Origin of the sequence: Rhizobium sullae (assembly GCF_900169785.1) — a bacterium.
GTDB classification, from domain to species: Bacteria; Pseudomonadota; Alphaproteobacteria; order Rhizobiales; family Rhizobiaceae; genus Rhizobium; species Rhizobium sullae.
This window is the reverse complement of the sequence record NZ_FWER01000014.1, coordinates 87,942-114,796: the sequence shown is the minus strand read 5'-3', so window position 1 is coordinate 114,796 and position 26,855 is coordinate 87,942. Positions and strand designations below refer to the sequence as shown.

The window sequence follows — 26,855 nt, the reverse complement described above, 5'->3', positions numbered from 1 at the left end:
GATATCCCGCAGGCCGCAGGACTGGCGGCATAACAGATCAGCCCATCACGGTGAGCAGAGAATGACCGCCACTGTGCTGAGCTGATGCGTGAACTTGCAAGAAGGAAGCAGATGGTGTGATCGATCGATCCAAGACGCGTGATGCTCCGTTTGTCCCACTGGCCGGTAAAGGTCGAAGTACTGCCTGGAACTCGCGTCGCGGAAACCATCTTGGCCAGTGGTCATGTGTGGCCACACCCAAAGGCCGCACATATGGAAGCAAGCGATCCGATCAAAATTATCTGCAGAAAACACTTGCAAGTGGGAGCCGTCCACATATGGGAGAAAGCGACCGACCGGCTGATGTGGGACAGAGATGTCAAGACGCCGGTCGGGCTGATCGTCCATGGCGCCCGGGAGGTGAACAACTTTTTGGCCGACGGCCAGTATTTCTTCGTCGACATCCTGCGCGAGGGCATTGTGCTCTATGAGCTCGATGACCGGCCGCTGGCGGAGCCGAAGCCGCTCTCACCTGCCGATGCACTGAGAGTGGCCAAGGAGCATTTCGAGAGGCAATACGAAAATGCTCAGCGCTTCCACAAATTGGCACGTGTCGCGGCGTCGACCAATTGGGCAAGCCAATCAGCGTTTTTGCTCCACCAAGCAGTCGAGACTGCCTATTCCTGCCTGCTTCTCACCCTGACCAACTACAGCCCGCCGTCGCACAATCTGAAATTCCTGCGCGGGCTGGCCGAAGACCAGAACCGCAGGCTCATTGACGCCTGGCCGCGCGACCAGCACCGCTACATCGCGTGGTACAACATCCTCAACGAAGCCTATGTAAAATCGCGCTACTCGAAGCACTTCGAGATCACAGAGGAGGCGCTTGTCTGGCTGCTTGAACGGACGGAGCACCTGCACCAGATTATCGCGGCGATCTGTAAGGAACGCCTGACCGAACTGGAGCGGGCAAGCAGCCCCATCTGAAGGCCGACCCTGAGAAATGATCGAATCCACCTGCGCGAGGGCGTGGTGCTTTACCGGCGCACCACCATCCATTCGCCGAACCCGGAAGCTTCATGCTTTTCCTGGCCGACATCTGATTGTAATCAACAAAGCATGCGCGTAAAGCGTTTAGATGGGCAACATTCGATGAGCCGCTACGATGGATGCGATTCCCATCTAAGGCTTCGACGCGGCAGTGACCCTGACAGACCATCTCGACCATCTTCGCGCCGTACATTCGGGCAGAGAGAGCCGAGGCGTTCATCAGCACAATTGTGAGAAGAAAGTGTCTGACTGCCGACGAGCCGTGATCCACTGGCTGGGCCCTCTGCCGTGCACCTGGTTAGAAGTAGATGAAACGCCAGTCTCGAGCATCTTCGAGACGTGCGTCGCCCATTGAAATGGCTCCTGTCGGCTTTCACCGGGACATTCACCGTGCAGGCGCCTCCAAACGTTCGCCGTGGATACTTACCCATCGATCGGGTTTTGGTGGCCTTGGCGTTTCAGAAATTTGTACGGTGCCGCGTGGCATGGCTTGATCTCATCTGCGAGATTGTCGAGAATGAAACCACCTCTGCTGGAGGAAAGTGTCAGGGCGGCGTGTCCTTCACCTTAAGATGTAAGGTGGGTTTGCGGCTGTTCCTGGCCAAGAGCGCCGCCTCGCCATGGAACGTCCATTCGCTGCCCCGCGCGACGCAGTCCGAACTGGCATCTAGCGGCGGCGGCACCTATCTGTGATCGTAGGGAACGATCCTCGATCGATGGACCTAAGCTTGGAGTGCAATCATGCTGATACAACGTTGGAAGAAGCCCCTCATCTTGGGCGACGGCCGTATCCGGATAGTTGTCGGTTCGGCTGAGGAGGCTATGAATTGGCTTATTCACGAGCCCAATCAGAACAGCGAAAAATGGCGTCACGCGTGGCGCACCTGCAACGCGGCTCACGAAGGTCGACTTTCCGCCGAGGAGGCTAGGTCCGCCGTTCAGATTGCGGCGGCTGGCAATCGCTGATCGGCGGTAGATGGCATTCGCTGGCCTCTCTGGCGCATGGTGCCGTAGCTTATGCCGGAGTCCTCCTGCACCTATGGTAGGAAACGTCAGCGCGGAAGCTTCGCCTTTGACGTTGCCGGCGTGTGCTGGGATGGTAACGTGCCATTTCGAGTTTTTTCTGCTGTGCAATTCTTGCCGTGCTATTCCCTCATCCGACAAATAGGAAAGGAAGAGATCCGCGCCCTTGGCCTAAGGCAGCTTCGAGGGATGCGATGCACCGATGTGAGGGTCGATGGCCGAAGTGATTTCATCCCAATCCTCGGGATGAACTTCATCGCCGCCGCCCTCAAGACGGAGAGTTCTGCGCCTTCGACGGTTTCTGCCAGTAATTCGCCGTGCTTGAGCGGGAAGATTGGGTCTGCCGTGCCGTGGACGATGAGAAGGGGGCATGGCTACGATAGGCGCATGGGGCGCCGGCATCTGCCCGCGACCGGGGAGCTCAGCATTTGGGCACAATTGCTCGAAGAGGGCGGACCGGAGTTACGGGAAGAATTCATGGACAAGTTGCGCGTGCTGCACCTCGGGGCTTCACCCAAGAGCGAATTTTCAGTGCTGCAAAAACTGACGCAAGCCTATGACGCCGTCGCGAAAGCGACGAAAAGCGAACTTCCGTCACATGACCGAGACAAAACCAAGCGAGGGTGGAGATGTTGGATCGTGCTAACTTCTATGACGCAGAATTAAAGCGGCACAATGGGCATTTGCGCGCCGCCGCGAGCGTTGGAGTACGTGACCGCGTGCTCGATATCGGTTGCGGGGCAGGACAATCGACTCGTGAGGCCGCCCGTGTCGCAGTGGAAGGCGACGCGATCGGCGTGGATACGTCCTTGGAGATGCTCGAGGTTGCGCGGCGACGTTCCGACGAAGAAGGGTTGCGAAATGTTGCGTTTGAGCAGGGCGATGCCCAGCACCACGCCTTTCCCACTGCCAGCTTCGACCTCTGCATCAGCCGGTTTGGCGTCATGTTCTTTGCTGATCCGGCGGCGGCCTTTGCCAATGTCGCCCGCGCGATGCGTCCGGGCGCGCGCCTTGTATGGATGGTGTGGCAGAGCCAGGAGCGTAACGAGTGGTCTGGTGCCATTCGGCGAACCTTGGCCCCGGGAACTGCGGTTTCCGCAGATGTTCTCACACCGTTTTCACTTGGCGATCCTACCATCGCTACAGAACTTCTGAGCACGGCCGGCTTTGTTTCGATCGATTTTACCGACGTGCGAGAACCGGTTTTCTATGGGCCAGACGTCGATAGGGCGTTTGACGCGCTCATCGACCTCTATCTTGTGAAGGACGCGCTCGCGCAAACCGATGAGGCACCCGACAAGGCATTGCAGCGGCTGCACGATTTACTGGAGGCGCATATGACCATGGAGGGCGTACTCTTTGACTCGCGCGCGTGGATTATTAATGCTCACAGGGGACAGAGTAGTTGACGCGTTGTCCGCGCTACGAACGTTAGCTCATCGTCGGCACTGTTACCGCACCGGACGCCGCTGACAGCATGGGTCGCGAGCAACCGTACGGTATCTGAAGCCGGGTGACCTGCCATTGAACTTTCATCCGCCCGCGGTTAGAAGCCGGGGGGCCACCGCAATCACATTAGCGATAAAAAGTACCGTCACCTACGTAGCAGAACCGCAGCCAAGGCTGGGACGATGAAAAACGTCATCGGCCGCAAATCGCCGGCTCTGCACGGAGGGATTGATGCTCCATCGGGAATGTCGGGTCGTTGGGCCAGATCACAGCGGCTATTCGCGCGCTCGCCAAACAATGGGTTGGCTCACTTCTCGGCGCAGGTGCTCAATATTGGCGTTAGCGCCTTCACATGTATGTCTATGCGCTCGAGCACTTTCTCCGGAATAACGCCGCGCTCGGGCAGATGCCACCAGTGCTCATTGACGCGTTCGACGGTTTCGACCACTGCCTTCAGCACAGCTGGTTCCGGAAGCTTTGCGCGATTGGCAAATGCCTTCCATCGCGGTGCGGCTAGAGCCTTGAACGACCGCTCCCCTCCGAGCGAAAGCGCCATGGCGTCTGCGGGAATATAGGGCACCGTCGACAGAACGTCGTAGATTGGGGCAAGGGTCGGCTTGTTGCCTTCGCCGGGGTAGATCAGCGACCAGTTCTTCAAGTGCATGTCGCCGTTGCCGGTGATGACAGTAAGCGCAAGTCGGCGGACGAATTCGAGAGCCATCGCAGGCGAGACGGCCACGCTAATGGCCGAGGCGATATCGTGATAGGCAGCGCCCTCATACTTGCGCGAAGGATAGACACCGAAGACCTGAGCGAAATCCTCGATGTGAATCCGCCCACCCTTGGCTTCACGATCGAAGCGTTTGACGAGAAGGACCTTGCCCTCCGACAACGTGTTGAACTCCTCGGGAATGCGGTCGAAGTCGGACTTCTCGACAAGCTCGCGTTCGGGCACCTCCATGCCGATCGCGGCGGCCAGTGCAAGGTTCGCGAATTCGTTCTCGGAAACGCCGGGAAATGCTGTCGAAGGAAACTTGGCAATATATTGGCCCTGCTCGTCGTCCATCGGCAAGGTCAGGCCACCGCCTTTTCCAGTGTTCTTCATCACCGAGAGCTTCATCTGCACGCCGGCAAGTGAGAAACGAGCTTTGGTCTTTTCCTTTGATGGATCTTGCTGAACCGCTGTCGCGCCGTCGCTGGGCACTACTCGCACGGCCCCCGGCAGATCGGTGCCAAGAGCAGCTAGCAGATCGAAATCGTTGCCTGGCCGCACATTGCCTTCATGGTGTCTTTCCATCGCCTCACGTAGCTTTTCCTCCGGCAGGAGGTTCGCGAAGAAGGCTGGTAAAGCGCCGGCCAGGGGCTTGGGATCTTTCCGCAATCCGCCCGTCGCCGCCTGGAACGACAGGCTAAGAACCGGAAACCCACCCGTTTTGCGGTAGGCCTCATCAAAGTTGAAAGCATTGAAATCACCTGGCGTCCTGACGATCGTACCGACCTTCAGCATATTCAGGAGTACGTCCAACGACGGGATCGTCTTAGGTGCGTGGAAGATTGGAGCCATGATCATCATCGTCAGGTTGAGAAACAAAGGCGGGCAGATCGTCGTCATCATGCGGGCGCAACAGCGCCTGAACAGCAGGAATCATGGCTTGTGGAACAAGCATCATTTCCAGACCGAGCGCGCGCGCGATATTGATAAGCGTCGTCACGCGTGCCGCGGCGGTTCCCGTTTCAATGTCGCGATAGCGGGGACGGGATATGCCCGCCAGATCAGCGACCTGCTCCTGCGTCAAAGCAGAGCTAAGCCTCGCTCGTCTGAGAAGTCTCCCGATTTCAAGCAGTGTTTCTGATTCCGAACCCATTGCGATACCTATACGATTCACTATTGGTGAGGATGATACGCAAAGGTATCTCACATCGAGAGCAAGATCAACCATGAATGATCCGTTTGCATATCACATGCCATGTGAATGATCCGTAGACAGATCATCACGCCCCGTTAAAAGGGCGATGAGAGAGAGCCGATTTCGCTCACGGCCAACCCTTCCCAAAAAAAGGCCGAGAGACAATTCTCATGGGCGCAGAACGCGAACTATGCTCACTTCTGATGGAATTGAATGATTGGCTAAGACCAAAGTCCAGCCACCTTCAGGCTTCGGTCCAATGTTTTTTGCCGTAAGCATGATCCATGTTGTGGCCGGCCTGACGCGCACGGTTCGGTAAACCGCGCGAAAGGTTAGGGGCTTTCCCGGTCCGCCACCGGGAAAGCCCCTATTGGTGAGGACGCTGGCCATCTCCTGGCTCGCATTAAATCGAATTCTGGACTTCCCTAGATGCTGGGGGCATAGATGCTGGGCGATCTGCCCCCTTTGTTGCAAAAATTGAAATTAGGAAACAACCATATGATGAAAAATATCGTTCTTGCCAGTGCGTTGGTAGCCACCTTGGCATCCTGCACGGCGACGGAACAAGGAACTGCGATCGGGGCCGGGTCGGGCGCTATAATTGGTGGTGTCGTCACCAATAGTTGGGGCGGCGCCGCTGTTGGTGCTGTGGCAGGCGGGCTGGTCGGCGCGTTGATCGGACGCTCGACGGAGCACCGCGGCTATTGCATCTATCGCGATCGCTATGGTCGCCGTTACGAGGCCCGTTGCCGCTAAAACTGGACATTTGCTAAGAAATTTCCTGGCCTGAAAAGAAAACAGCCGCCTTTCGGGCTAACGAAGGGCGGCTGGGACACTCGCCTTCGCATCAGTCACCCATCGCTCGCTTGTTCAAAGAATTCGGCCAGTACAGGTGCATGGCAACGGTATCGGCCCATCCTGTCAATCTTCGGGCGACAGGATACGCCGCCAAAACCTACTGCAGAAAGGCGAGAAACGACTGCCCCTGCAGCCCTAGCCATCTGGATACGAAGCTCCAGTGGAATCGGCGCGACCGGCCGAGTGATTGAGTGAAAATTGACATAGCGACGAGATTTTAGTGCGTAAGTTATAACATTAGATGATTGTGATATTGTGCCGGGCTGCTGTGAGGGGACAAAGTCACGGGAACTCGCGTCATGATGACAATGACGGTTTTGCTACTCACTGTGTCGTTTGCTGTCGCGTGGGCTCGGCTCGGCGACGTCGGCCATCCCGAGCGATTTATGCGCAATGTCCAGCCACAGGCGGACAATGCAATTATCAATGTGCCGCACACTTCTGGCCGCATCGGCTGGGAAATGGCGCATATTGGAAGAGAGTTTGGCCGCATTCGGATGGAAGCCCAAGCCTTGATCGGTGCAGTGGCATTGGAGCAATGGCTTATCGTATCGCGGAATTCCGCCCGTTCGGCCGGGGTGATGCCCATGCCAGCGGCGCTTCGTCAAATACTCGGAAACTTTTATGACCAACAGATCTACGACATGGTGGCCTTCAAAATTGGTGATGGCGAGTCACTGAATCTCGCAAACCTGGCCTTTCGGTATGGCGACGCAGATGCGGTTACATTGATCGACACCGTTATTTTCAAAGACGAAGCTGCAGCAAATGATCCTGGGCTATGGGTTCATGAGCTTAAGCACGTTCAGCAGTTTCGCGACTGGGGAACACATAATTTTTCTATACGGTATTTGAGAAACTGGAAATCTGTTGAGGACGAGGCGTACGCCGCCACTGACCGATTCAATAGAACCCAACAAAAGACAACGCCGCAGAACCGGTCGCCCAACGTCATTCAGCCGATGCCCACCGTGCCCCAAGGCGTTAAGCCTCCAGCCCAATACCGTCGGTTGTAGCATATGACGCGGTGTGCGAGGAAATCGGCGCCCCCCCATTGGGCATCGTGCACTCACCCAGTCGAGCCTTTGCGCCGATGGTCGCCGGCTGGGCTGCGCGAACACTCGCTTTGTCCGCCGCCGCCTCGAACTGTTGTCGCAGGCTTGTCTCGGGGGGGGAAGACATCCGCACCCTTGGCGCATGGCGGCTGATTTCATCATGTGCAGTTGGATGCAACCCCGGCGGTTTCTGCTCGGCTCACACGGCCAAATGCCGCCGCCAGCGAAAGCGCCGGTCGGCCTGGCGCGCGCGTCCTGTGAAGCGGAGCCAACCGCTCCGGTACGAAGATACTTACACCTCTTCAGGAATGCGCGCGATGACCTTGATCTCGAAATCGAAACCGGCAAGCCAGTTCACACCGATTGCGGTCCAGTTGGGATAGGGCGGACTACTGAAGATCTGGTTCTTGACGGCCATGATGGTCTCGAACTGGTTTTCGGGATCTGTATGAAACGTGGTCACATCGACGATATCATCGAAGGTGCAGCCTGCCGCTTTCAGCGTTGCCCTAAGGTTGTCGAAGGCTAGTTGGACCTGACGCCGGAAATCAGGTTCTGGAGTCCCATCGGAGCGGCTGCCCACCTGCCCGGAGACGAAGAGGAGGTCGCCGGAGCGAATCGCGGCTGAATAGCCGTGCGCTTCGTAGAGTGCATGTCTGCTGGCGGGAAAAATAGCGTCGCGCTGTGTCATCTTTTGATCTCTCTTTATCGTTGCTGGGCGGCACTCGACAAGCGAAACGCTGCTCGAAGAGCTTCACACGCCGTCGCATCGTTGATATACGCTACGTATGTCAAGTATCACATACGTAGCGTATGTCAACACATATACGCCGCGTATCTGAAAGCAGGGGTTACGATGATGGCAAATCGACGCGTCGAGATGATGGAAGAGACCCGCGCAAAGCTGGTTGCGGCCGCGCGAAAGGCCTTTGCCGAAAAGGGCTACGCTGCCGCCTCAATGGACGAGTTGACCGCGGACGTCGGCCTGACGCGGGGGGCGCTTTACCACAACTTCGGCGACAAGCGTGGCCTTATGGCTGCCGTGGTCAACCAGATCGACGCTGAAATGGCGTCGCGAGCGCAGGAGATCGGTGCCCGAGCTGAAGACGACTGGGAAGGGCTGCTGGCGGAGGGCACGGCTTATATCGAAATGGCGCTCGATCCCGAAGTGCAGCGTGTCGTTCTGCTCGACGGACCAGCCGTCCTCGGAGATCCATCGCAATGGCCTAGTCAGAACAGTTGCCTGCAGGCGACAAAGCAGACGGTGGAGCGGTTGATCGCGCTGGGTATTTTGAAGCCAGTGGACGCAGAGGCGGCCGCCCGGCTTCTGAATGGCGCCGCGCTCAATGCTGCGCTCTGGATTGCGGCCAGCGAAGATCCTAAAGATGTCTTCCCGAAAGCCGTCGAGGCCTTCCGCTACCTGGCCACAGGTCTGCTTGCAAAACTGGCGTGATCCGGCCGACGATGGCACGCGCGACGGGATCGTGAGGCTGTTCCAGATGGATGCCGCACGGCAGACCGTCGCTCGACCCCTTGGCGTTTCGCTTCCTCTAGACCCGGGTCCGCACGAACCTCGCCGGCGCAACGGGCGGCAGGGAGCGCGAAAAGTCGTCGTTACACTTTTCGCTCCAGCGCCAGGGCAGCCCCTGCCCTGCCCTGGACGCCGGGCATGGAAGGGCCCCTGTCGGCTCGAAGGTTCCTCCAACGTCAACCTGTTGGAATTTTGGGAGTCCGAAGCCGACTGCCTGCCCAGGACCGACACGCGGGTGGAAATTGGAAACGTCGGGAAGTATTACGCCAGTCACCCAGGGCCGCCGTTCTGACAGCATAGGGCGGCAGAAGCGTTCCGCTTCCCCCGCTAAACAAAGTTCGACAGGGCATGCCATATGGGCAGTCTTTTCTCAACATCGGGTGCAACCAACATCGGCGCCAGTATGACGTCGCTAGGCCAACCATGACAGCGCGTTCAACGGGTTGCCCGCAAAACCTGCTTTGCCAGGTCGATGAAGGCGCGCAGCTTCGGCTGGGCTTGAGCGCGCCGCGGAAAGTAAAGAAAAAGACCAGGCGTCGTCGGCAGGAACTGCTCAAGCACGCGGATAAGTTGGCCAGCGTGCAATTCAGCTTCTACGGCGATATCGGCGACATAGGCGAGGCCAAGGCCGGCCCGCGCCCATGTGACGAGCAGCGCACCGTCATTGACGATCAGGTCACCCGGCGGATCGACGGAAAAGCTCCGGCCGTCGCGTTCGAATTCCCATCTGTAGAGCGCGCCCGAATTCGGAAAGCGATACCGAATTGCCTCATGGCGCGCCAGGTCCTGTGGTGCATCCGGCCGGCCGCGAGCGGCGAGATAAGCGGGACTTGCCACGACCGCCCAGGTAATGTCGCGGGTAAGACGCACCGCGATCATATCGCGCTCGACATACTCGCCGATGCGGATGCCGGCATCAAAACTGCGTATGGACAGATCGACTGCCGCATCCTCGACCGCCACCTCGACCGCGACCCTCGGATACGCGCGCCTCAGCGCGGGAATGATAGGCTCCATAACCAGCGGCACCGCCATGCGTGGCACTGTGAGGCGCAACAATCCCGACGGTTCGTGCGCTGACGCAACGTCCTCGACAGCGGCGATGATCTCGGCGGCCGCAGGAGCGGTGCGCGCCAGCAGAGCCGCGCCGGCCTCAGTCAGGCCGACGCGCCGTGTCGTTCGGATGAACAAAGGCGTCCCGAGCTTTTCTTCGAGGGACTTCACCGCCTGGCTCACGGCAGCTGGCGACACACCCAGTCGCGCAGCCGCAGCGGTGAAGCTGCCCGCCTGCGCCGCCGCAAGGAAGGCTGAGAGGCCGTAGAATGGATCCGGTCGCAAGCTCATGCGCCGATTATTAACCCAGGCTTTTAAATGCTGAAAGAAGATCGGGGTTTTTCCAGGGAATTCCCTCGGTTAACCTCTGCCCATAGACGAGATGGTGGAGGAGACAGAACATGACTGAGGCAATTACATCCGACACAATGATTCTGCCGCGCCGGGACATTCTCACTGGCATGCTTGTTGCTGGCGCAACGGTTGGCGCGGGGCTCGCCGCTAAACCGGCATCGGCGCAAGCCCCTGGTGTCCTTGAGGGCAAGGTTGCAATCGTTACCGGCGGAACGTCTGGCATCGGCGCGGTAACCGCCGGCGTCCTTGCAAAGGCTGGAGCCAGGGTTGCGTTCAACGGCCGGCGGGAGGCACTCGGGCGCGAAGTGGAAGGACGGCTTCGGGCCACTGGCGGCGAGGTCGTCTATATCAAATCGGACGTGCGCGACGCCCATCAGGTCGAGCGTTTCGTGGCTGAGGCAGTGGAGCGTTTTGGCCGCCTCGACATTGCCTTCAACAATGCTGGCATCGACCTGCCGCCAGCACCAATCGCCGACACCGACATTGCCGGCTTCGATGATCAGATTGCGACGAACCTGCGCGGCGTCTTCGTCGCAATGAAATACGAGCTGCCGCATCTTGTCCGTTCCGAAGGTGTGATGATCAACATGGCCTCGATCGGCGGCCGGCACGCCTTTCCGAACATCGTTGCCTACGGAGCTTCAAAGGCCGCCGTCATCCACATGACTCGCGCCGCCGCACAGGAGTACGGGCGGCACGTGCGCATTAACGCCATCGCGCCCGGAGCGATCGAGACGCCGATGCTCGGACGGGTGCGGCGCGACTGGAAAGTGACGACCGAACAGCTCGTTAGCCCCTACCCTATGCGGCGCGTCGGCACGCCGGAGGAGGTTGCGTCCCTGGTCGTTTTCCTCGCCAGTGATGCCAGTTCCTATATAAGCGGACACGTTATCGGGATTGACGGCGGCGATCTCGCCTAGATTTTCTGTCGGAGCCCCGTTGGACGTGTCCTCTCCGTATGTAGCAGGGCCGCCTTCATCTCTCGCGAAAATGGCGGCCCGCTCTTGCGTGGGGCTGCTTCAATGTCGGGTGCGGGTGAAAAACGCACAACGTCTCGCAACCTCGGCGGAGAGTGCGGAAGAGGCCGGTAGACGACAAAGGAGGCGCCCCGGCAGCAGTGCCAGGCACCCAGCCCGCATTGGCACGGCGTAAACGACTGCGAATCGGTCGGAATGCTTCGTCCTGAGAGCCTCGCCGAAAAAGAGTTGAGATCTCCTGCGTCCAAACAAATTTGAAAAAAACATTCACCCAAATGGTTGACTAATGTTCGCCGATGGTTATATTCAACCATACGGGTGAATAAATGAACGAAGACGCTCTGTCACATATTCTCAAGGCCGCAGGGGACACCACGCGGCGCAAGATTCTCACGCTCCTCGTTCAGGAGGGCGCCTTGAGGGTGACGACGCTTGCTGCTCATTTTGACATGTCCCTGAACTCCGTTTCCAAGCACATCAAAGTTCTTGAGGAGGCGGGACTGGTCACCCGCCGGACTTTGGGCCGCGAGCATCTCATTGCTGCGGAACTTGAACCCCTGCGGTTGACTGAGGCCTGGTTCACGGAACTGAAGTCCGTCTGGGAACTGCGCCTGCAAGCGCTCGACGACATGCTAAATGCAAAGGATGAAGGACATGAGTGAACTTGAATTGACTATCAACCGCAAGATCGCCGCGCCGCGCGAGAAGGTTTTCGCCGCATGGCTTTCGGCGGAAACGCTTGCCAAATTTATGCGCACGCCGACAGGCGGCAATGAACCGTCGAGGGTGAGCGCGGATGCCGTCAAGGGCGGTCGGTTCTCGATTGTCATGCTGGCAAACGATCGCGAGATACCGCACGCGGGCACCTATCTGGAAATCGATCCCTATTCGCGCCTGTCCTTTACGTGGGAATCTCCTTATTCCGTTGACGACAGCGTCGTGACGATAGACCTCGCCGCCATTGACGCGAACACGACCGAGATCACCTTGAGGCAGGTCAAGTTCCGAAGCGAGGAGGCGCGTCTCGGTCACATCGGCGGATGGAACGCGATCCTGAACAATTTCGAAGAAGCCATCGCCTGAGGGCTCGCGAAAATGGCCAGGCCCGCCGGGTTGCTCCGGCGGCTCGCGGCTCCGTCCGCTCAACGGTCTCACTATCGTTTGGTTTGGCCGATCCGGCGATGCTCGAACATCGCAGAACCCGGCAGGAGGAAAACTATGTCTTCAATCAGGCAAGCAAATACACATAGGAATGCCCCCAGAGCAATTGCTGCGGCCCTTCAACGGGCAGCCGGTATCGTCAGGCGAGCCACAAAGCCGCTGCTTGCCGTTCCCATCACGCTCGGCATCGGCATCGCTCTGCCCGGCAGGAGCCAAGCATACGACACAACCCTCGACAAGATGACACCCGACCTCGAAATCCGGTACGCTTTAAGCGCGCTTCCACCGGCCTTACGAGGCAAGGCTGCAGTCTATGTTCTCAATCCCGCCAAGGGATACGCGTTGGCCAAACAAGGAAGCAGCGGATTGGCCTGTCTTGTCGAGAGGACGGCGTGGGAACTCGCTGACTTTCGAAACGATATCTACATTCCGCTTTGCTACGATGCGGCCGGCACAAATGCTCACTTTAAGGTCATCTTGGATGTGGCCGAACTCCGCGCTCAAGGGATGTCTCCGACGGCCCTGAAATCCGAAATCGAAAAGCGATATGCCGACAAAACCTACGGCATTCCCGAGGGACCAGGCCTCTCCTATATGGTGTCTCCGATCATGCGCACCGTTGGACCGCCGGACATGGACGTGCACACCATGACCATGCCGCATTTTATGTTCTATGCCCCCAACGTCACGAATGAAGACATCGGCGCCCTCCCCGACCTTGGCAATCCCGCAAGCCTCTTGAACCCGTTCATCGATAGGCAGGGCATTGATCAACAGAGCTACATCATCCAGCTCGTCGGCGAGGCGGAGAAGGTTAAAATCCTTGCCGTCGAAAAGACGCTGCTCAATGAGCTATGTGAGTACCGAGAAGTTCTATGTCTCGCGCATACGAGACACTGAGCCACCTCTTGTGACGTCTGTCGTCATCACCAATCATGGACGCCTTTGCTGGATCCTCGGTGTCTCCACCGTTACCAGCTACCCCTATGGTTTCGAATTTTTTGCCAATTGCCACTCACCTGTCGCATCGGCTTCCACACGCTTGTTGCCCCGGTAGAAGATTGGCAGACCGGTCCTCTTGTCCATCGAAAACCGGCTTGGCGCATATTTTTCGTGCTCACGGCCTTGGACGGCGAGGCTAAGCGCCTCCTTGAATTTGCCGGCCTTGCACAGGCTGTTGAAGAGAGTTCGGTCCATCGTTTGCAGCATCCTCTTAGCTTATATGGAATTGACTGCCAGCGTCAGGTGATTGGGTCAACCACGAATGAACGTGGCCATCGGCCCAATCACCAGCAGCTGGGCGGCGGTTCGGCCACTAGGCTGTCAGCTACTGCGTCAGGAGTTCTGATCGTCAATCGGGCCTGGCTGGCGTGACAACTGGCTGTCAAACCGTGTGTTCATATCCCACGACGGCCTCATCGATCATGGGTGCGAGTTCAAGGACGGCCAGCGGCTTGAAATGGCCACAGTGCAGTTTTATATATTTGTTAACCTGAATGTTAGAGTTTGGCTTCGGTGCTTCAAAGGGGCACTTGTTTGATGTGTGGGCATTTATTCACCACCATCCCCTGGGCCGCTCGTGATTTCAAAATCCCGGAATGCCGCAAGGTGCCGCCTGTCGCTTACGAGCTACATGGGTACGTCCTTGACCTGGAACCATTAGTCGCACCATTGCCCCTTCCGCTCGCGAGGCCGGGATAAAGGCCCCTCCGGCAAAGGTTCACGGGAACCGGTCATCGTCGGCGTTGCCGCGAAAACTTCGGGATTGTCGCCGGCCAGATCGACCGGCGGCGCTCAGGTTTCCCATTGCCTCGCTCATATCCATAACCAAGGAGCAAGCCACATTGATGGCTTGAAACACCGCATGAACAATCCGCAATCCCCCAACATCCGTCTGAAAAGAAGACCTGCAAACATCGGCTCTCAAGGATCATCCCATACGGTCCGAAACGCAAAGCAGCGTTATGAGCATTATCTCGCTCTTGCCCGCGAAAAAGCCCTGTCCGGCGATCGGGTCGAAGCCGAAAACTACTACCAGCATGCAGAGCATTATTTCCGCAGCGCCGCGGCCAGCGCGCCATCCGCACAGAAGACAGATCAGTAGTTAATTCCGAGCGCTACGCCAACGCCTGGCTCAATGGCGCGTCCCTTGGGTGAAACTCCGCTTTGCTCCGAACATGCCGCGCAGTGGTGTCGGCCGCATAGCGCGTAATTCATGACCAGCTATTCCGCAGCGACAACGTCGAACTGTCTTTGCGCTCCGATCACATCCAAATCGTGCAGCCGAACAGCGGGGCAGACCTTACGTGCGATATCCGTGAGGTGCCGGTGGTGCGTCAGGTAGATCACCTGGCCGTGCTGCGCCATCTCCGCGAACAATTTGAAGGCCTCCTCGGCCCGGAAATCGTCGAAGGTCTCCATGATGTCATCGGCTATGAAGGGAACAGGCCCTCGGCTGCCGACAAACTCGTGATAACCGGCCACGCGCAGCGCCAGGTACAACTGGAAGCGAGCGCCTTTCGACAGCTCGTTAGCGGCCTTGGAGCCGCCGGCCGCCGAGACCGCGATCAGCACTTCGCCGTCCTTGCCCGGCTGCGCGGCCACCCCTTGATAGGCGCCGCGGCTTATCGTCTTGAAGGCTGCCGACGCCCGGGCCATCATGCCGCTGCGATGCCGGTCCCTGTAGATCTTCAAGCCATGCTCCGCGGCGGCGACGCCTGCCCGAAGCTCCATGTAGCGCTTCGCGCTCTCTCCTATCTCGAGCAGCAGAGTCCGACGTTGCTCCTCGATTTCGGCGACCTTTGAATCACCGCCGATCGCATCTAACGCATCCTCGGCGTTGGATCGAGCATGAAACACATCCCGGCACCTGGCATCCTGATCCTCAAGAACCGGCGTCAGTCGTGCGAGCTCGTTTTCCAGCTCCTGCCTGTCGGCCGCGGCCACCAGCTCTTCGACCAGCGAAATAGCAGGCCCACCAGTCGTCTGAAGAAGTTCATGCTCCAGGTCGAGGATCGTATTCGACAGCTCACGTCGCTGCTTCGCAATCTCCACATGGGATTCGACCTCGGCAAGCGTGGTCACGCCGAAATAGTCGAGCATCACCCTCAGCCGTGCATCGAACATCTCTTCAGACAACTGCAGTTGCCGCTCATCCACGCGAAGCGAATCCAGGTCGCCGTAAAGCTTTTCGCGACGCTCTTCATTCAAGCCGGCGTCCCTGACCCGTTCGGCTATCTCCTGCGCGAGTTCGTTCGCGGAGCGATCCGGAACAATCGAGAGCAACCCGCAGATTTCGAGCACTTCCTTTTCGAAATGGGCCTTGTCCTTTTCCATCTTCTGGATCCGGTCGGTCAGGCCTTCTTTCGCGTCGATCGCCGAGGCGAGATTCTCGAGCGTCGACAGGATTTCCGTGACGGAACCGGTGTTGGGAATGGCCCCGAGCTCGCCAAGCCAGCATCCGCCGCAAACCTCTTCCCACTCGGTTTTCCAGCTCCTCGAATCGCGATCGGCTCTCTCCGCGGCGTCCTGACGCTCGACATATTCCTTTTGCAGCCGCTGTATTCGCTGGGCGCTGCTCACCGCAGCATTGAAAGCATCGAGCGCCTCTTCAGCTTTTGCGATCAGGCTGGCGATTTCGGCATCCTGATGAAATGGCACCCCGACCCGGCTCATCGCCTCCATCAGCGTTCGTTTTGCTCGGCTCACCCGATCTTCGGCATCGCCGAGCTCTTGTTCGACACTTAACAATTCGTCTCTCGACCTGAGCGCCTCCTCGCGCCTGCGCAACCAATCTGCAAGCTCGGATGGATCAAGGCTGAAGGAGACGCCTGGCGCAAACTTCTGGGCCTGCTCCGATATCGCCGACTTTACTTCCTCTATGTCCGCGAGCGCCCGCCGCTCACGGTCCCGGCCGGTTTCGATCTCCGAGCGGACCGAAGCTTGCCGTTGAAGAAGCTGGTTGAGCTTGCCAATCTCGGAGAAGTGCGCGAGCCGCTGGGAAGCGAGATGATCGTCCGCTCTCATCGCCGCTTCAAAGGAATCGGCGGTGCCGGCGTCCATTCTTTCCCGGTGCGCCGCCCAAGCCCTCTCCCGGTCGGCGCGGACTATCACGGCATTCGCTTCATCGACCTCTCCCACCTGCCCGCGCACGACTTCTATCTCGGCGTCCAGTCGTTTGGACTCGGCCTCCAGCCGTTCCAGCTCGCCCCGGGTTGTCCATAGCAGCTCTTCGCCGCGCTTAAACAGGACCTTCCAGTTTTCCAGTTTGACTGCGGAAGGACATGTCATCGCAGCAAGTCGGTCGGCAGTGTCCCGCCATGGGAGCAGTCGCGCCAGCGCTTCGGTAAGAGCGCTGGCGGACCCGTCGCGCCTTCGTGCGATCGATCGGAGCGCAACGACGTCATCCGACCGCGGTACAGATTTCATCGTCGCTGCGAGGTATTCGAAGGCCTTCACCTTGTCCGCGGTTGCAGTCTCGATCTGCGGCGCGCTTGAATGCTCCTCGGCGAGCAGCCGTTCGATCTTGGCGAGTTCATCAGCTGCGGCCGCCGCCCGCGCATCAACGCCCGATTTGGCCCCTATGAGCTCTCGTAATTTCCCGACCGTCGCTGCGTCGAGCACCAACCTGGTCGGCGATGCCTCTCCCGGTTTCCCGAGCCGCAGAAGAATGCTCTCGATAGAAAGCTCAGCGGCCCTTGCGGTAATTTTCGGAATGTCTTTCTGCGCCGTCGTGTAGCGAGCCTTGAGTTCCGCAAGCTCGTCCATGCGCGAGGCCAAACGCAATGCTACGGAATCCGGCGCTATGCCGGTCGCCTCGTCCTCGATCAAAGACTTCGATCTAGAGATGTCCCTCCGCTTGACGAGGTGCTCGATTTCCGCCTTTCTGAGGCCCGGAAGCTCCTGCCTCCAGTTTTCCGGCGGCTCCGGGACTTCTAACAAGGCTGCAAGCCGCTCCCTCGAACTCAGAAGTCTGGCCATCGTAGGCATGGCATGAAGGATGTGCCTGATTTCATCGATGCGCCGCTGCGTTCCCGCCCGTTCGGCGATTACTTCGTCGTAGAGGCGGCTTAAGCGATCTCGCTCACCAATCAGACGTTCATGGTCGCTCGCCTGGACGTCGAGCGCCTCGCGTTCCGCCTTGAGCGCAGCGAGCTTTGACTTGAGGTCGGCCAGAAGGCCGCTGCGCGCACGATACTTATAGAACCCGTCTGCTTCGGCTCTAATCGACAACAGTTGCCGGCTCAGCTCGGAAAGCCCCGCGCTGGCCGAAAACAGCAGCTCTCCAAGGTCGCCTTTGCTCGCGAGGATGCCCTCGCCTCCGTTTTCGAGCGTCTCATCGTCGAGCGAGAACATCGTCGTGAAGGCGTCCCGGTCGATGCCGCCGAGATCGGCTTTGATCAAGCCCTCGGCCAACGGCCGATCCCCACCGTCGAGGAGGCTGTTCTGCTGTCGCTTGATACGGACGAATTCACGGTCCTGACCGGCGACCTCGATGCTGGCGCCTATCCTCATCGTCGTATAGGGATGAAGGAAGCCATATCTGCTGGAGCTGCCGATCCCGAATATCAGGTCCAGGATCGCGTCCAAGGTCGTCGACTTCCCCGCCTCGTTGGGGCCGTAGATGATGTGCAGATCCGGCGACGTCGCAGGCCGCCCGCCAAAGTCGATCACGCTATCGGTGAACTTGCCGTACCGGGTGAGGTCGAGACGGTTCAGGCGCATCTATTCTCCCTCGCCGCCCCTGAGGCGCGCAAGCACGTTCGCGGATCCCTCCCGAGTGAAGCTCGACAGAATGCTCTCGAACGCCTGCTCATCGGCACCGAAAATGTCCCGCAGTTCGGCGGGAAGCTGGCCGCGCAGCTCGTCGGCGACGTTGCGAAGCTCATTACGATAGGCTGGCGAGCCACTGACCTCGCCGTCCATGATGGTCGCGAGCTCTTCCAGTGCTCCAGATTGGACGCCGGCTTGCTCTGGTGCAGAGCACGTGCTCTGCACCTTGTCGATCCACGTCTTCCCGATGATCGAACCACGCGTTTCCATTTCGGTGCGAAGAAGGTCCAGGTCACGACGGATTCGCCAAGCCAGTTTGCTTCTGCCGGTTATCTGAATGCGGGCAACAAGATGATCGGAAGCCGTATTTGACCGGAGCTCTTCGAGTTTCGAGGCGATGTCGCCGATCAGATCCTTCCAGTCGTCTGCCCTAGAGACGTCGACGACCAGTCTATCGAATTGAGCCACGCTCGTTTGCCGTTCCTCGATCAAGATCGAGCGGTCGTCCCTAACCGTGACAAGGGATACGGATTTACGGCCGTCCTCGTTGATGTCGCGTCCCTGGGGCATGCCAGGCATGACTATGGTGGACGACGGGTGCTCGATTATCGACCGCTTGTGGATGTGGCCGAGCGCCCAATAGCGGAAACCACTCTGCTGAAGGTCGGCGACGCTGCAGGGCGCATAAAGGTCATGCTTTTCAGAACCGCCCAGGCTTGTATGCATCACGCCAATGTTGACCGCGTCGGGAACGGGAAGAGAATAGTGTTTCAGCAAACTTTCGGGAGCGTGTGGCTTGGCGAAACTGAGGCCGTGGATTGCGACCGGGAAGCCGCCTGGAGCGCGGTCGATTGAAACGACTTCCGAGGCCGCGCCGAAAACCTTGACGCTGTCCGGCATTATCAGCTCCGCTGTTATTTTAGACAGGGCGTCGTGATTGCCACGAATGATGAAGGCGCGGATTCCGGCCGTATGCAGGCGTTGGAGCTGTTCGGCCAGGAAGCGGGCGGTCTTCATCGAGGTCTGATCCCGGTCGTAGAGGTCGCCGGCAAGTATGAGAGCGTCAACCTGCTCTTCAAGGCAGAGATCTATTACTCGGACGAAGGCGCGTCTGGTAGCCAACCCAATAAACTCGGACAGTTCGGGATTCCGCAAGGCAAGCGTCCTCAACGGCGAGTCGAGGTGAATGTCCGCAGTATGCAGGAAGCGATAGGCCAAATCCGAACCTCATCCATTGCGCCCGATTGATAAGGCAATGCCAGGGTTCGCGCCAGAACATATTCGCGTTTTGTTCCATTTTCCACAAGTAAGGCCGAGCGCGTGCTCGATTAAGCTGACGAAACCCTCCTTCGAGATTTCGGGCCTCGACGCGAATGCGGGCGAACAAGATCGTTGTCGAAATCACAGCTCGCGACCGCGCCCACGACAGCACCTCCTGATCTCGAGCCACATTCCGGTCGAACTTCACAGTCCAGAACTCCGGATTTGATGCGGGAGGGCTGCACCAGCGGCAACCTGAGTGGCGATGCCAGAAACATCCGTGGACGAAAATAGCCATCCCCTTGAAGAAAGCACTATATCCGGTCGGCCCGGCAGACGCGCGCCATGAAGCCGATATGTTGAAGGCCCTCACCGAGAATGGGCAGGTCGGATCGAGAAAGACCTCGAAGATGCGCGGTCCTGTTCCCCAGGTAAGCGGATCGGCGTGCCGGAAGGTGTCCTGTCATGCTGTTCCTGCTCAATCTCTCGCAGGTCGGACGGACTTAGGCCGACAGGTTCCAGAAGCCATGCTTTTTTCCATGTCGATGTTTCAAGTCTGCAAGATAGGCGTCGTGGGATCCGGCGCTGCCGAAATCATCAATATACCGCGCCAAGGATGCGCATTCCGCAAGATGGCGCGCCGCGTGCTTATAGCGACTGGATCGTGCGCTATCGAGGGTGAAGTCGATCATGGAGCGCAGCACGACGGTGGCCGCGAGCGGATACTTCTCCGCTAGGACTCCTGCTGCCGACGTCATCAACCCGTACAGGTCGCCGTCGAGCTCCATCCTTCGCTTTATGACCAGCTTTGCCGCCTCGGAGGGCGCTGGCCAGCGAAGGAAAAACGCGAGAGCCTCGTGAGCGTCCGGAAAGGCATGGACATAGGCGAATGCCTTTTCTTCTGCCTCCATGTCATCGAAGTCCGGAAGACGGCGTAGATAAGCGCGCAGGTGCTCGTCGTTCAGCGACGCTTCGAAGCTCTGCAATCGATAAGCTTGTGCCTCGTCGCCGCGTTCCAGGGCCTCCAGCGTTTCGACGTAGGCGAGCTGCCACTCGAACGGAACGTCGGACCGGCCCAGCGTGTCGACCTTGTCCAGCGTTTGGAGAGCCTCTTCGGCTCGTCCTGCCGAAAGCAGACGGCTGGCAATGTCGGCTGCGACCATTGGCGCTTTACGGCTCTTCTCCGGCTGCTGGGCGATATAGGCGTCAACGTCACCAAGGGCATCGGCGATTTCCTGGAGGGCGATGCGCACCGTCAGTTCCCGGTGATTGCCGAAGATCTCGTCCTCGTAGATCGGCCCTTTGCTGCTCCAGCCGATGACCTGGCGATCGCGCTCGACTGGCTTTTCCTGCGGCTCCCTCGACCACTGCATCAATACGGTCTTCAGTCGTTCCAACCCATCTTTACCCAGCGCCGGTGCCATCGCCGTGATCAGCCGGTCATACTGGCCGTAGCCATTATCCTGCACCGCTGCGCAGATCTTGCTGGCAAGAACTCCTGTGTCCATACCCGCCGACTTGGCGATGATGCCGGCGTCAGCGCAAGCCTGATGAAAAATCTGAATGAGCGAGCCGCTGCCGTCGTTGGATCTCTCAAAGATTGAATCGGCAAGGGAAAGGAATTGCCAGATGAGTTCGAAGGCCTCATTTGGGTCGTCAGCGGCGACGATGTCGACTATCGTCTTCTTCTGCGTCTCCAAATCCGTCTTCAGCGCTTTGACCTTGCGCCAGTCGATAAAGGTGCGGGCACGGGCAATGCTGGCGAGCCGTTTGCGCACCTCGCGTCCGACCTCTGCGCTACTGTGATTGCCGGCCAGTTCCATACGGAGCCGTCGCTTATGCGCTGCACTGCCAGTGCTGATCTCAAGGAGCAGCTCAGCAAGGCGCTGTGCGCCAAGTGCTTCCAGGTTTTTTGCATTGAGGGTCGTCTTGGCTGCCATCAGGCCTCGCTGTCTGTTTCGGGCCGACGCTATCCTGATGGCGGTTGAAATCCAAGGTCGGGGATCGACACGCCGGGATAATCCTTGGCTCTCCTCCAAGGGAATCCGACGCATGATCGGCGATACCCGTTGAAGAAGCCTGCCCGGCCAGGCCACAGTGTGGCGTCTCGAGATGCTTAGACAATCGCCGGCATCCCCGGAGACCGGCTCTCCTTCCTTGGACTTCCGCCGGACAAGCAGAAGAGCTAACAATAGCCGATGGATAGATCCGACGCACGCGCCTCCGCTGCGGCCGTCACCGGCGGGTGCAGGCGGATTCGACAAGGTCCTGATCCGCGCGCATTCCCTTGCAAGGTCGGGGGATGCCGATGTCTGAGGACTGTCGCGCGCCGGGAACGGAAGAGCAAGGCATCACGACGGCCGGGGAGGTTTGCGATGGGCTTCTACAATGATGTGATCCTGCCAAGGCTATGCCAACTTTCGATGCGCAACAAACGCCTGGTACCTTATCGCGAACGTGTGATCGGCGGCGCGCAGGGCTGCGTTCTCGAGATCGGCGTTGGATCGGGCATGAACCTGCCCTTCTATGGATACGGCGTACACGAAATCCTGGCCCTCGATCCGGCCTCCCAGCTCATCGACATGGCCCGCGAGGCGCCATACCGACGTGAACTCCCAGTCCGTTTCCTTGCGGCTTCCGCAGAGGACATACCGCTCGAAGACCAGAGCGTTGACACTGTCGTGACGACCTGGACCCTGTGCACGATCCCGCAGGCTGGTGCGGCACTCTGCGAAATGCGGCGAGTGCTCCGTCCTAGCGGCCGACTGCTCTTCGTCGAACATGGCCTCGCGCCCGACGAGAGCGTGCGCCGATGGCAAAACTGGCTGACGCCGGCCTGGCGGCGCATTAGCGGTGGCTGCCACCTCAACCGTCCGATCCGCGCGATGATCGAGGCGGGCGGCTTTCGCCTCGATCGGCTGCAGACCGGTTACATGCCCGGTCCGAAGCCCATGACGTACATGTATGAGGGCAGTGCGCGGCCGAAGTGATGAACACCTTTTGGCACAACTGCGTCGGACAGCTTGAGGGATTTTCGCTGCGACAGAGCCACTCGATCTCGATGGCAGCTTCGCACCGGGACGGGATGATCTCATCCCGTTAGCCACCTCGATAATGGCTCCTCCACGCGCATGCGGGGAGAGGTGTTCAAGCATTCTTGCGATTGCGGCAGTGCAGTCTCGTCACCGACTGCCGTCTGGACAACGCTCATGCCGCCGTGACCACCGGTGCCATGAATATCCAGGAAGCCAGTGCGCTTGGCGGCTACAACAGTCCGGCAAACTTCTCCACGGCGTTCAAAAGACGGTTTGGCATTACGCCACGAAGCGTACTCCGGACCAACAATGGTGGATAGCAGCGTCCACTGATGCGCGATGGCACATTTCGATGATTAAGATGCTTGGTTCTGAAAAATGTTAGTTTGCTTCGGCGGCTTCAACCAATTCCAGGAGGCTTTCCACTTCGTCCAGGACACCTTCGGCGAGGCGCGCGGCGGCAACGAGGGGCAACCATGCCAGAACGGCCCGCTTCTCCAACGCGCTGACTTCGGTGTACACCTCGAGATAGGCCTCCGCGATCATGGGAAATTTGTGATGCAAAAGGACATAGGTCCTGCAGACGTCGGCTGCGGGTTCTCCGCGGCTGGCATCCAACCAGTCAATGACCATGGTTCCGTCAACTGATCCAAGTACGTTCCAGGGATGGAAATCTCCATGGCAAAGCCGGTCACCGTCCGGCAACCCTTCAAGCCGGTTCAATAGAGATCTTTTTGTCGTGCCTGGTAATTTGATGCCGCCTTCGATGTCTGATCGCAGACGGGCTTTCAGGCTTGATAGCCCCTTGCCGCTGTGCACATGGATTTGCGCCTGCAATTTTGCCAACATGAGAAGGTGGTTGGCCAACTCTTCTGGCCGCAACATTATGGTCTCACCAAATGTCTGGCCCTCTGCCCGGGTCATCACTAGACCCCAACGGCCGTGCAACTGACAAACCCCTTGGACTTTTGGGGCCGGCAGGTCCAACCCCTCGATTATGGACAATGCCGCTGCTTCACGGAATGCAGACGCTTTGGAAGCAGACTGCCTGTACAATTTAAGGACCAAGTCTCCGACCCCGTAGACTTCCGCCTCTTTGCCTGCACCAATAAGCGGGCCGTATTCCTGAGGAACAATCGACATTTGTCTGGCCAATCCACCTTACGTTTCGTCGAAGCTCATTTGCTGCGTTGTCAGATCTTATAGGATCTGCTGCGGCCGGCGAGCGGCTTGAGCGTTTCACTTGCGCTGAACGCTCATGAGGATTTTGACTATACCGTCCAATCCGCGCCATGAAACTCCTGAACAATGAAATGATTTGAAGCTTACTCAATCGCGGGAAGCCGCATCCTCGAATGCAGCATGACCAGCCCTGTAGCTTTCGGCCCGATCGTGAGATATCGCGCGGAACGATGCGCCTCAGTCCACAGCCTCGATGGTATCAGCGACGAAGCTTGCTCAACTATGCCTTGGAGTCCAGGAGGCACTTCATCATCTCCCGGAGGCCGCGCGTCAGGTGCTTGTCCCGACGCAGAACTATTCCGAGCTCGCGTTCGAGCCTGGGGTTTAGAGGTGACGTGATGATCCGATCCGTGCGATCGCGTTCCAAGGCGAGCCCTGGAAGGATCGACCATCCAAGGCCGGCGGCGACCAGTTCCTTGATCGCTTCCACGCTTCCGAATTCCATGGCCGGCCGTGCCTTGTGCCCTGCTGCTGCCATCCAGCCGTCCGTCGCGCGGCGCGTGTTACCGCCTTCGTAAAGAAGCAGCGTCTTCTCCTGCAGGAACGCGGCATCTGGACCGCCATCAGGCAATTCGCTCCCCTTTGGAGCAACGGCGAGCAGTTCATCCCGATAAAACGGCTCGACCTCGAAAGCACGACCGGAAGCGGGTAGCGTTACAACCGCAAGATCGAGCAGGTTCGCTTCGAGGTCGCGCAGAATGTCGTCGGTGTTGCCAATGCGAACGGTGATATCGAGACCCGGCATCCGCTTCTTTACAGCCGTGATCGCCCTCGGCAGCAGATGGATGGATGCCGTGCCTCCGCTCCCGATACGTATCCGGCCTGAGGTGCCGTCACGGTACGGCATCATTGCTTCTTCAGCCGCCCGCGACTCATCCATCATCCGGCGAGCATAGGCAATCAAACCGCTTCCAGCCGCCGTCGGCCGTGCGCGCCGTCCGACGCGCTCGATCAGCTTCACGCCCAGCCGTTGCTCGAGGAGCTTGATCTGAAGGCTCACCGCCGGCTGCGTAAGACCTGCCTTCTCTGCAGCAGCCGTGAAACTTCCGAGATCGACAACGTCGATGAACGATGCGAGATGCTCCAGATTGAGCGGCATACAAAGAATTCCTTATGCATTGCATCAGAAGCATAAGCTTCCTTTAGCGGCTATTCCAGCGCAAAGCTCGGCCATTGTCAGGAGCAACCACATGAGAGCCGAGAACAGCCTGGGGAATCAGGCAGACAGTAGGAGCCCGCCTACAGCAACCAAGATAGTCGCGCATCGCTGCCATTACGCATGGCAGACGACCATAATCCGCTATTTCGAGAAGCGCAGAACGCGGCGCGACCTTCTGGATCTAACAGCCGAGCAATTGAACGACATCGGCGTCTCGCCGGAGGAGGCACGGGCAGAAGCATCGGAATCCTGGTTCTGGAAATAGCCCGCGCGTGATGCGTTATGCTGACCTCGAAGTAACAGAAGGCTTGGTAAAGCTGTTCTGCGTTGAGGAATTCGCTTGCCGCGCCATAACTGACATGTTAGTTCAACGTTACTGAATGGTCAGGCTAAGGATGCAGCGTCGTGGGGCGTTTTGGATTATCGGTCGCGCTGGCGACACCTTTCGATGGTGCGGCTAATATTGCAGTGGATGCGATGATCGCGCAGGCGATGCGTAGCCTCGCTGCGGGCTGCTCCAGCGTCACGCTGTTCGGGACGACGGGCGAAGGATCGTCGATCGGCAGCGACGAGCGCCAAAGCGTGCTCGCGGCCTTCATTGAGGCCGGCATCCAGCCCTCTCAAATCGTCGTCGGCGTCCTGGTTGCTGCCGCCGAGGACGCAGCGGCCCAAGCTTCTCATGCCTTGTCCAAAGGCGTGCGCAACATTCTCCTGGCTCCGCCCTGCTATTTCAAGAATGTCAGCGACGAAGGCATTTTCCGTTGGTTTTCGGCCGTATTCAGCATTCTCGGAGACCAGGCCCGCGACATCATCGTCTATAATATCCCCTCCGTCACGATGGTGCCGCTTAGCGTCGCGCTGATCAGCCGCCTGCGTCAGGCCTTTCCCGGTATTGTGACAGGCGTCAAGGATTCGTCCGGCGATTGGCCCTATACCGAAAAGCTGCTCGCGGCACATCGTGATCTTGTCATTCTGATCGGTGACGAGCGCCATCTGGCAAAAGGCACGCGCCTGGGCGGCCAGGGTGCGATCTCCGGCATGGCGAATTTTGTTGCGCCTGAGATCAGGCGGATGGCCGAGGAGGGACAAGATGATCCGCGCGTGGAAGATTTTGTGGTCGAGCTCCTGAAATATCCCGTAACCCCCGCCGTAAAGGCAATGGTCGCGCGCCTGACTGACGATGAAATGTGGCTTGCGGTTCGTCCTCCACTCGTTTCAATATCCGGCGAAGGACGCAATCAGCTTGCGCTTGCCTTTGACGCCCTGTTTCGCACAAAGGTAGCTTAGCGACGATGTACGAGGGGGGACGCATGGATGGACTGGACGAACAGCCGACGTTGCGGGAAAAGGCCTACCAGAGCTTTACCCGGCACCTTCTGGCCCGCGACGTCCGCCCCGGACAGTTTGTCTCTCAGCGCCGTCTCGTTGAATTGACGGGGCTGACGCTCGGGGCAATCCGTGAACTCATTCCAAGGCTCGAAGCCGAGGGCCTGATCAAGACCGTGCCGCAGCGTGGCCTGCAGATTGCCCATATCGACCTCAACCTGATCCGGGAAGCCTTTCAGCTTCGCGTTTTCCTGGAAAAGGAAGCGGTCGCACTCTTCACGCGCTCGGCCTCGGACGAGACGATCGCCAGCCTTCTCAAGCGGCATCGGGATATCGCCGAAGCGATCAACAGCGGAAACAATTCGCATGAACTGGAGCTCCACGCCCAGGCCGTGGACTGGGGAATGCACGACGCCTTCATCGATGCGCTCGGCAACACCATCATTTCGAATGTCTACCGAGTGAATTCGATCAAGATGCGCCTCATCAGCCAGGAGCGTTTTCGCATCGATGGCCGTGTCGGACCGGTCATGGGTGAGCACCTGAAAGTTCTCGAAGCCATCGAGCGGCGTTCCCCGGAAGACGCGGTCAGTGCGCTCGTCGCGCACATCAACCACGCGAGGGACCGCGCTCTCAGATTATAGGTAAAGCAAGCAAGCCGGCG

At 58.8% G+C, this 26,855-nt stretch carries 26 protein-coding genes and 3 pseudogenes; 17 read left to right on the top strand and 12 right to left on the bottom strand.

Translation table 11 applies throughout. The annotated features are described in order from the left end of the window. Positions 1–318: 318 nt before the first annotated feature. From BN1800_RS14710 to BN1800_RS43415, 3 genes and pseudogenes are all read left to right on the top strand, one after another. Positions 319–966: pseudogene (locus tag BN1800_RS14710) on the top strand (HEPN domain-containing protein); the annotation flags it as partial. Between the two features lie 414 nt (positions 967–1,380). Next, positions 1,381–1,722 (top strand): hypothetical protein, encoded by a 342-nt coding sequence (locus tag BN1800_RS43900; RefSeq protein ID WP_425299010.1) that lies wholly within the window; start codon positions 1,381–1,383, stop codon positions 1,720–1,722. A 48-nt stretch (positions 1,723–1,770) separates the two neighbouring features. After that, on the top strand, positions 1,771–1,995 hold the full coding sequence (locus BN1800_RS43415; RefSeq protein ID WP_027511356.1) for a DUF982 domain-containing protein: 225 nt from the start codon (positions 1,771–1,773) through the stop codon (positions 1,993–1,995). Between the two features lie 228 nt (positions 1,996–2,223). Here BN1800_RS43415 and BN1800_RS42355 read toward each other — a convergent pair. Beyond that, positions 2,224–2,420, bottom strand: a pseudogene (locus BN1800_RS42355) (alpha/beta fold hydrolase); the annotation flags it as partial. A gap of 261 nt (positions 2,421–2,681) precedes the next feature. Here BN1800_RS42355 and BN1800_RS14690 point away from each other — a divergent pair. Next, a complete protein-coding gene (locus BN1800_RS14690; protein WP_086998695.1) occupies positions 2,682–3,461 on the top strand; it encodes a class I SAM-dependent methyltransferase in 780 nt (259 codons plus the stop codon). A gap of 347 nt (positions 3,462–3,808) precedes the next feature. Here BN1800_RS14690 and BN1800_RS14685 read toward each other — a convergent pair whose 3' ends face one another. Together BN1800_RS14685 and BN1800_RS14680 are read right to left on the bottom strand one after the other, a co-directional pair. Beyond that, positions 3,809–5,065, bottom strand: a complete 1,257-nt coding sequence (locus BN1800_RS14685) for a type II toxin-antitoxin system HipA family toxin (protein WP_086998692.1) — start codon at positions 5,063–5,065, stop codon at positions 3,809–3,811. Next, the gene (locus BN1800_RS14680; RefSeq protein WP_027511360.1) at positions 5,040–5,366 is read right to left on the bottom strand and encodes a helix-turn-helix domain-containing protein; all 327 of its coding nucleotides are present in this window, start codon (positions 5,364–5,366) and stop codon (positions 5,040–5,042) included. Before BN1800_RS14680 ends, BN1800_RS14685 begins: the two co-directional genes overlap by 26 nt. A gap of 540 nt (positions 5,367–5,906) precedes the next feature. Here BN1800_RS14680 and BN1800_RS14675 point away from each other — a divergent pair. Continuing rightward, entirely contained in the window at positions 5,907–6,164 is a 258-nt protein-coding gene (locus BN1800_RS14675) for a YMGG-like glycine zipper-containing protein (RefSeq protein WP_027511361.1), read from the top strand. Positions 6,165–6,565: 401 nt separating this feature from the next. Then, the gene (locus BN1800_RS14670) at positions 6,566–7,282 is read left to right on the top strand and encodes an eCIS core domain-containing protein (RefSeq protein WP_086998687.1); all 717 of its coding nucleotides are present in this window, start codon (positions 6,566–6,568) and stop codon (positions 7,280–7,282) included. 331 nt (positions 7,283–7,613) lie between these two features. Here BN1800_RS14670 and BN1800_RS14665 read toward each other — a convergent pair whose 3' ends face one another. After that, the gene (locus tag BN1800_RS14665; RefSeq protein WP_179213794.1) at positions 7,614–8,012 is read right to left on the bottom strand and encodes a RidA family protein; all 399 of its coding nucleotides are present in this window, start codon (positions 8,010–8,012) and stop codon (positions 7,614–7,616) included. Positions 8,013–8,180: 168 nt separating this feature from the next. Here BN1800_RS14665 and BN1800_RS14660 point away from each other — a divergent pair, with 168 nt between their 5' ends. Continuing rightward, positions 8,181–8,774, top strand: coding sequence for a TetR/AcrR family transcriptional regulator (locus tag BN1800_RS14660; RefSeq protein WP_179213796.1), 594 nt, complete (start codon positions 8,181–8,183; stop codon positions 8,772–8,774). 513 nt (positions 8,775–9,287) lie between these two features. On the opposite strand, the gene BN1800_RS14655 is transcribed toward BN1800_RS14660, so the two are convergent. Then, positions 9,288–10,196 (bottom strand): LysR family transcriptional regulator, encoded by a 909-nt coding sequence (locus BN1800_RS14655; RefSeq protein WP_086998681.1) that lies wholly within the window; start codon positions 10,194–10,196, stop codon positions 9,288–9,290. A gap of 110 nt (positions 10,197–10,306) precedes the next feature. Here BN1800_RS14655 and BN1800_RS14650 point away from each other — a divergent pair, with 110 nt between their 5' ends. The 4 genes from BN1800_RS14650 to BN1800_RS14635 all read left to right on the top strand — a co-directional run bounded on the left by BN1800_RS14650 (position 10,307) and on the right by BN1800_RS14635 (position 13,297). Then, positions 10,307–11,179, top strand: coding sequence for an SDR family NAD(P)-dependent oxidoreductase (locus tag BN1800_RS14650; RefSeq protein ID WP_086998678.1), 873 nt, complete (start codon positions 10,307–10,309; stop codon positions 11,177–11,179). Between the two features lie 383 nt (positions 11,180–11,562). Further along, positions 11,563–11,898 carry an ArsR/SmtB family transcription factor gene (locus BN1800_RS14645; protein ID WP_086998675.1) on the top strand — a complete coding sequence of 112 codons (336 nt, stop codon included), beginning with the start codon at positions 11,563–11,565 and terminating at the stop codon, positions 11,896–11,898. Continuing rightward, positions 11,891–12,319, top strand: a complete 429-nt coding sequence (locus BN1800_RS14640; protein ID WP_027511367.1) for an SRPBCC family protein — start codon at positions 11,891–11,893, stop codon at positions 12,317–12,319. The genes BN1800_RS14645 and BN1800_RS14640 overlap by 8 nt, the downstream gene beginning before the upstream one ends. Before the next feature lie 135 nt (positions 12,320–12,454). After that, complete coding sequence (locus BN1800_RS14635; RefSeq protein WP_086998671.1) at positions 12,455–13,297, top strand: hypothetical protein; 843 nt, start codon at positions 12,455–12,457, stop codon at positions 13,295–13,297. A gap of 84 nt (positions 13,298–13,381) precedes the next feature. Here BN1800_RS14635 and BN1800_RS14630 read toward each other — a convergent pair whose 3' ends face one another. Further along, the gene (locus BN1800_RS14630; protein WP_027511369.1) at positions 13,382–13,594 is read right to left on the bottom strand and encodes a hypothetical protein; all 213 of its coding nucleotides are present in this window, start codon (positions 13,592–13,594) and stop codon (positions 13,382–13,384) included. 667 nt (positions 13,595–14,261) lie between these two features. Here BN1800_RS14630 and BN1800_RS14625 point away from each other — a divergent pair. Beyond that, positions 14,262–14,501, top strand: coding sequence for a DUF4167 domain-containing protein (locus BN1800_RS14625; protein ID WP_086998668.1), 240 nt, complete (start codon positions 14,262–14,264; stop codon positions 14,499–14,501). 119 nt (positions 14,502–14,620) lie between these two features. Here the strand turns inward: BN1800_RS14625 and BN1800_RS14620 are convergent, their stop codons facing one another. The 4 genes and pseudogenes from BN1800_RS14620 to BN1800_RS14610 all read right to left on the bottom strand — a co-directional run bounded on the left by BN1800_RS14620 (position 14,621) and on the right by BN1800_RS14610 (position 21,369). Next, positions 14,621–18,121: an AAA family ATPase gene (locus BN1800_RS14620; RefSeq protein WP_086998666.1), complete on the bottom strand. Its 3,501-nt coding sequence runs from the start codon at positions 18,119–18,121 to the stop codon at positions 14,621–14,623. Beyond that, complete coding sequence (locus BN1800_RS14615) at positions 18,122–19,387, bottom strand: metallophosphoesterase family protein (RefSeq protein WP_086998664.1); 1,266 nt, start codon at positions 19,385–19,387, stop codon at positions 18,122–18,124. It abuts the gene before it with no gap. Between the two features lie 396 nt (positions 19,388–19,783). Further along, positions 19,784–19,877: pseudogene (locus tag BN1800_RS42345) on the bottom strand (thioredoxin); the annotation flags it as partial. Positions 19,878–19,932: 55 nt separating this feature from the next. After that, positions 19,933–21,369: a DUF6880 family protein gene (locus tag BN1800_RS14610; protein ID WP_086998661.1), complete on the bottom strand. Its 1,437-nt coding sequence runs from the start codon at positions 21,367–21,369 to the stop codon at positions 19,933–19,935. Between the two features lie 435 nt (positions 21,370–21,804). Between BN1800_RS14610 and BN1800_RS14605 the strand changes: the two genes are divergently transcribed. Together BN1800_RS14605 and BN1800_RS43895 are read left to right on the top strand one after the other, a co-directional pair. After that, the gene (locus BN1800_RS14605) at positions 21,805–22,419 is read left to right on the top strand and encodes a class I SAM-dependent methyltransferase (RefSeq protein ID WP_086998658.1); all 615 of its coding nucleotides are present in this window, start codon (positions 21,805–21,807) and stop codon (positions 22,417–22,419) included. 167 nt (positions 22,420–22,586) lie between these two features. After that, a complete protein-coding gene (locus BN1800_RS43895; RefSeq protein ID WP_086998655.1) occupies positions 22,587–22,784 on the top strand; it encodes a helix-turn-helix domain-containing protein in 198 nt (65 codons plus the stop codon). Positions 22,785–22,845: 61 nt separating this feature from the next. On the opposite strand, the gene BN1800_RS14595 is transcribed toward BN1800_RS43895, so the two are convergent. Together BN1800_RS14595 and BN1800_RS14590 are read right to left on the bottom strand one after the other, a co-directional pair. Beyond that, a complete protein-coding gene (locus BN1800_RS14595; RefSeq protein WP_086998652.1) occupies positions 22,846–23,607 on the bottom strand; it encodes a phosphotransferase family protein in 762 nt (253 codons plus the stop codon). A 319-nt stretch (positions 23,608–23,926) separates the two neighbouring features. Then, entirely contained in the window at positions 23,927–24,805 is an 879-nt protein-coding gene (locus BN1800_RS14590) for a LysR family transcriptional regulator (RefSeq protein WP_086998650.1), read from the bottom strand. Positions 24,806–24,896: 91 nt separating this feature from the next. On the opposite strand from BN1800_RS14590, the gene BN1800_RS14585 reads away from it, so the two are divergent. From BN1800_RS14585 to BN1800_RS14575, 3 genes are all read left to right on the top strand, one after another. Further along, positions 24,897–25,130, top strand: coding sequence for a DUF1127 domain-containing protein (locus BN1800_RS14585; protein WP_086998648.1), 234 nt, complete (start codon positions 24,897–24,899; stop codon positions 25,128–25,130). Positions 25,131–25,270: 140 nt separating this feature from the next. Further along, positions 25,271–26,152: a dihydrodipicolinate synthase family protein gene (locus BN1800_RS14580; RefSeq protein ID WP_086998645.1), complete on the top strand. Its 882-nt coding sequence runs from the start codon at positions 25,271–25,273 to the stop codon at positions 26,150–26,152. A 23-nt stretch (positions 26,153–26,175) separates the two neighbouring features. Beyond that, on the top strand, positions 26,176–26,835 hold the full coding sequence (locus BN1800_RS14575; RefSeq protein ID WP_086998642.1) for a GntR family transcriptional regulator: 660 nt from the start codon (positions 26,176–26,178) through the stop codon (positions 26,833–26,835). Positions 26,836–26,855: the final 20 nt, after the last annotated feature.

Coding starts and splice junctions, on each gene's coding strand:
- BN1800_RS43415 (WP_027511356.1), top strand. CDS start 1,771: ATGCTGATACAACGTTGGAAGAAGCCCCTCATCTTGGGCGACGGCCGT.
- BN1800_RS14690 (WP_086998695.1), top strand. CDS start 2,682: ATGTTGGATCGTGCTAACTTCTATGACGCAGAATTAAAGCGGCACAAT.
- BN1800_RS14685 (WP_086998692.1), bottom strand. CDS start 5,065: ATGGCTCCAATCTTCCACGCACCTAAGACGATCCCGTCGTTGGACGTA.
- BN1800_RS14680 (WP_027511360.1), bottom strand. CDS start 5,366: ATGGGTTCGGAATCAGAAACACTGCTTGAAATCGGGAGACTTCTCAGA.
- BN1800_RS14675 (WP_027511361.1), top strand. CDS start 5,907: ATGATGAAAAATATCGTTCTTGCCAGTGCGTTGGTAGCCACCTTGGCA.
- BN1800_RS14670 (WP_086998687.1), top strand. CDS start 6,566: ATGATGACAATGACGGTTTTGCTACTCACTGTGTCGTTTGCTGTCGCG.
- BN1800_RS14665 (WP_179213794.1), bottom strand. CDS start 8,012: ATGACACAGCGCGACGCTATTTTTCCCGCCAGCAGACATGCACTCTAC.
- BN1800_RS14660 (WP_179213796.1), top strand. CDS start 8,181: ATGGCAAATCGACGCGTCGAGATGATGGAAGAGACCCGCGCAAAGCTG.
- BN1800_RS14655 (WP_086998681.1), bottom strand. CDS start 10,196: ATGAGCTTGCGACCGGATCCATTCTACGGCCTCTCAGCCTTCCTTGCG.
- BN1800_RS14650 (WP_086998678.1), top strand. CDS start 10,307: ATGACTGAGGCAATTACATCCGACACAATGATTCTGCCGCGCCGGGAC.
- BN1800_RS14645 (WP_086998675.1), top strand. CDS start 11,563: ATGAACGAAGACGCTCTGTCACATATTCTCAAGGCCGCAGGGGACACC.
- BN1800_RS14640 (WP_027511367.1), top strand. CDS start 11,891: ATGAGTGAACTTGAATTGACTATCAACCGCAAGATCGCCGCGCCGCGC.
- BN1800_RS14635 (WP_086998671.1), top strand. CDS start 12,455: ATGTCTTCAATCAGGCAAGCAAATACACATAGGAATGCCCCCAGAGCA.
- BN1800_RS14630 (WP_027511369.1), bottom strand. CDS start 13,594: ATGGACCGAACTCTCTTCAACAGCCTGTGCAAGGCCGGCAAATTCAAG.
- BN1800_RS14625 (WP_086998668.1), top strand. CDS start 14,262: ATGAACAATCCGCAATCCCCCAACATCCGTCTGAAAAGAAGACCTGCA.
- BN1800_RS14620 (WP_086998666.1), bottom strand. CDS start 18,121: ATGCGCCTGAACCGTCTCGACCTCACCCGGTACGGCAAGTTCACCGAT.
- BN1800_RS14610 (WP_086998661.1), bottom strand. CDS start 21,369: ATGGCAGCCAAGACGACCCTCAATGCAAAAAACCTGGAAGCACTTGGC.
- BN1800_RS14605 (WP_086998658.1), top strand. CDS start 21,805: ATGGGCTTCTACAATGATGTGATCCTGCCAAGGCTATGCCAACTTTCG.
- BN1800_RS14595 (WP_086998652.1), bottom strand. CDS start 23,607: ATGTCGATTGTTCCTCAGGAATACGGCCCGCTTATTGGTGCAGGCAAA.
- BN1800_RS14590 (WP_086998650.1), bottom strand. CDS start 24,805: ATGCCGCTCAATCTGGAGCATCTCGCATCGTTCATCGACGTTGTCGAT.
- BN1800_RS14585 (WP_086998648.1), top strand. CDS start 24,897: ATGAGAGCCGAGAACAGCCTGGGGAATCAGGCAGACAGTAGGAGCCCG.
- BN1800_RS14575 (WP_086998642.1), top strand. CDS start 26,176: ATGGATGGACTGGACGAACAGCCGACGTTGCGGGAAAAGGCCTACCAG.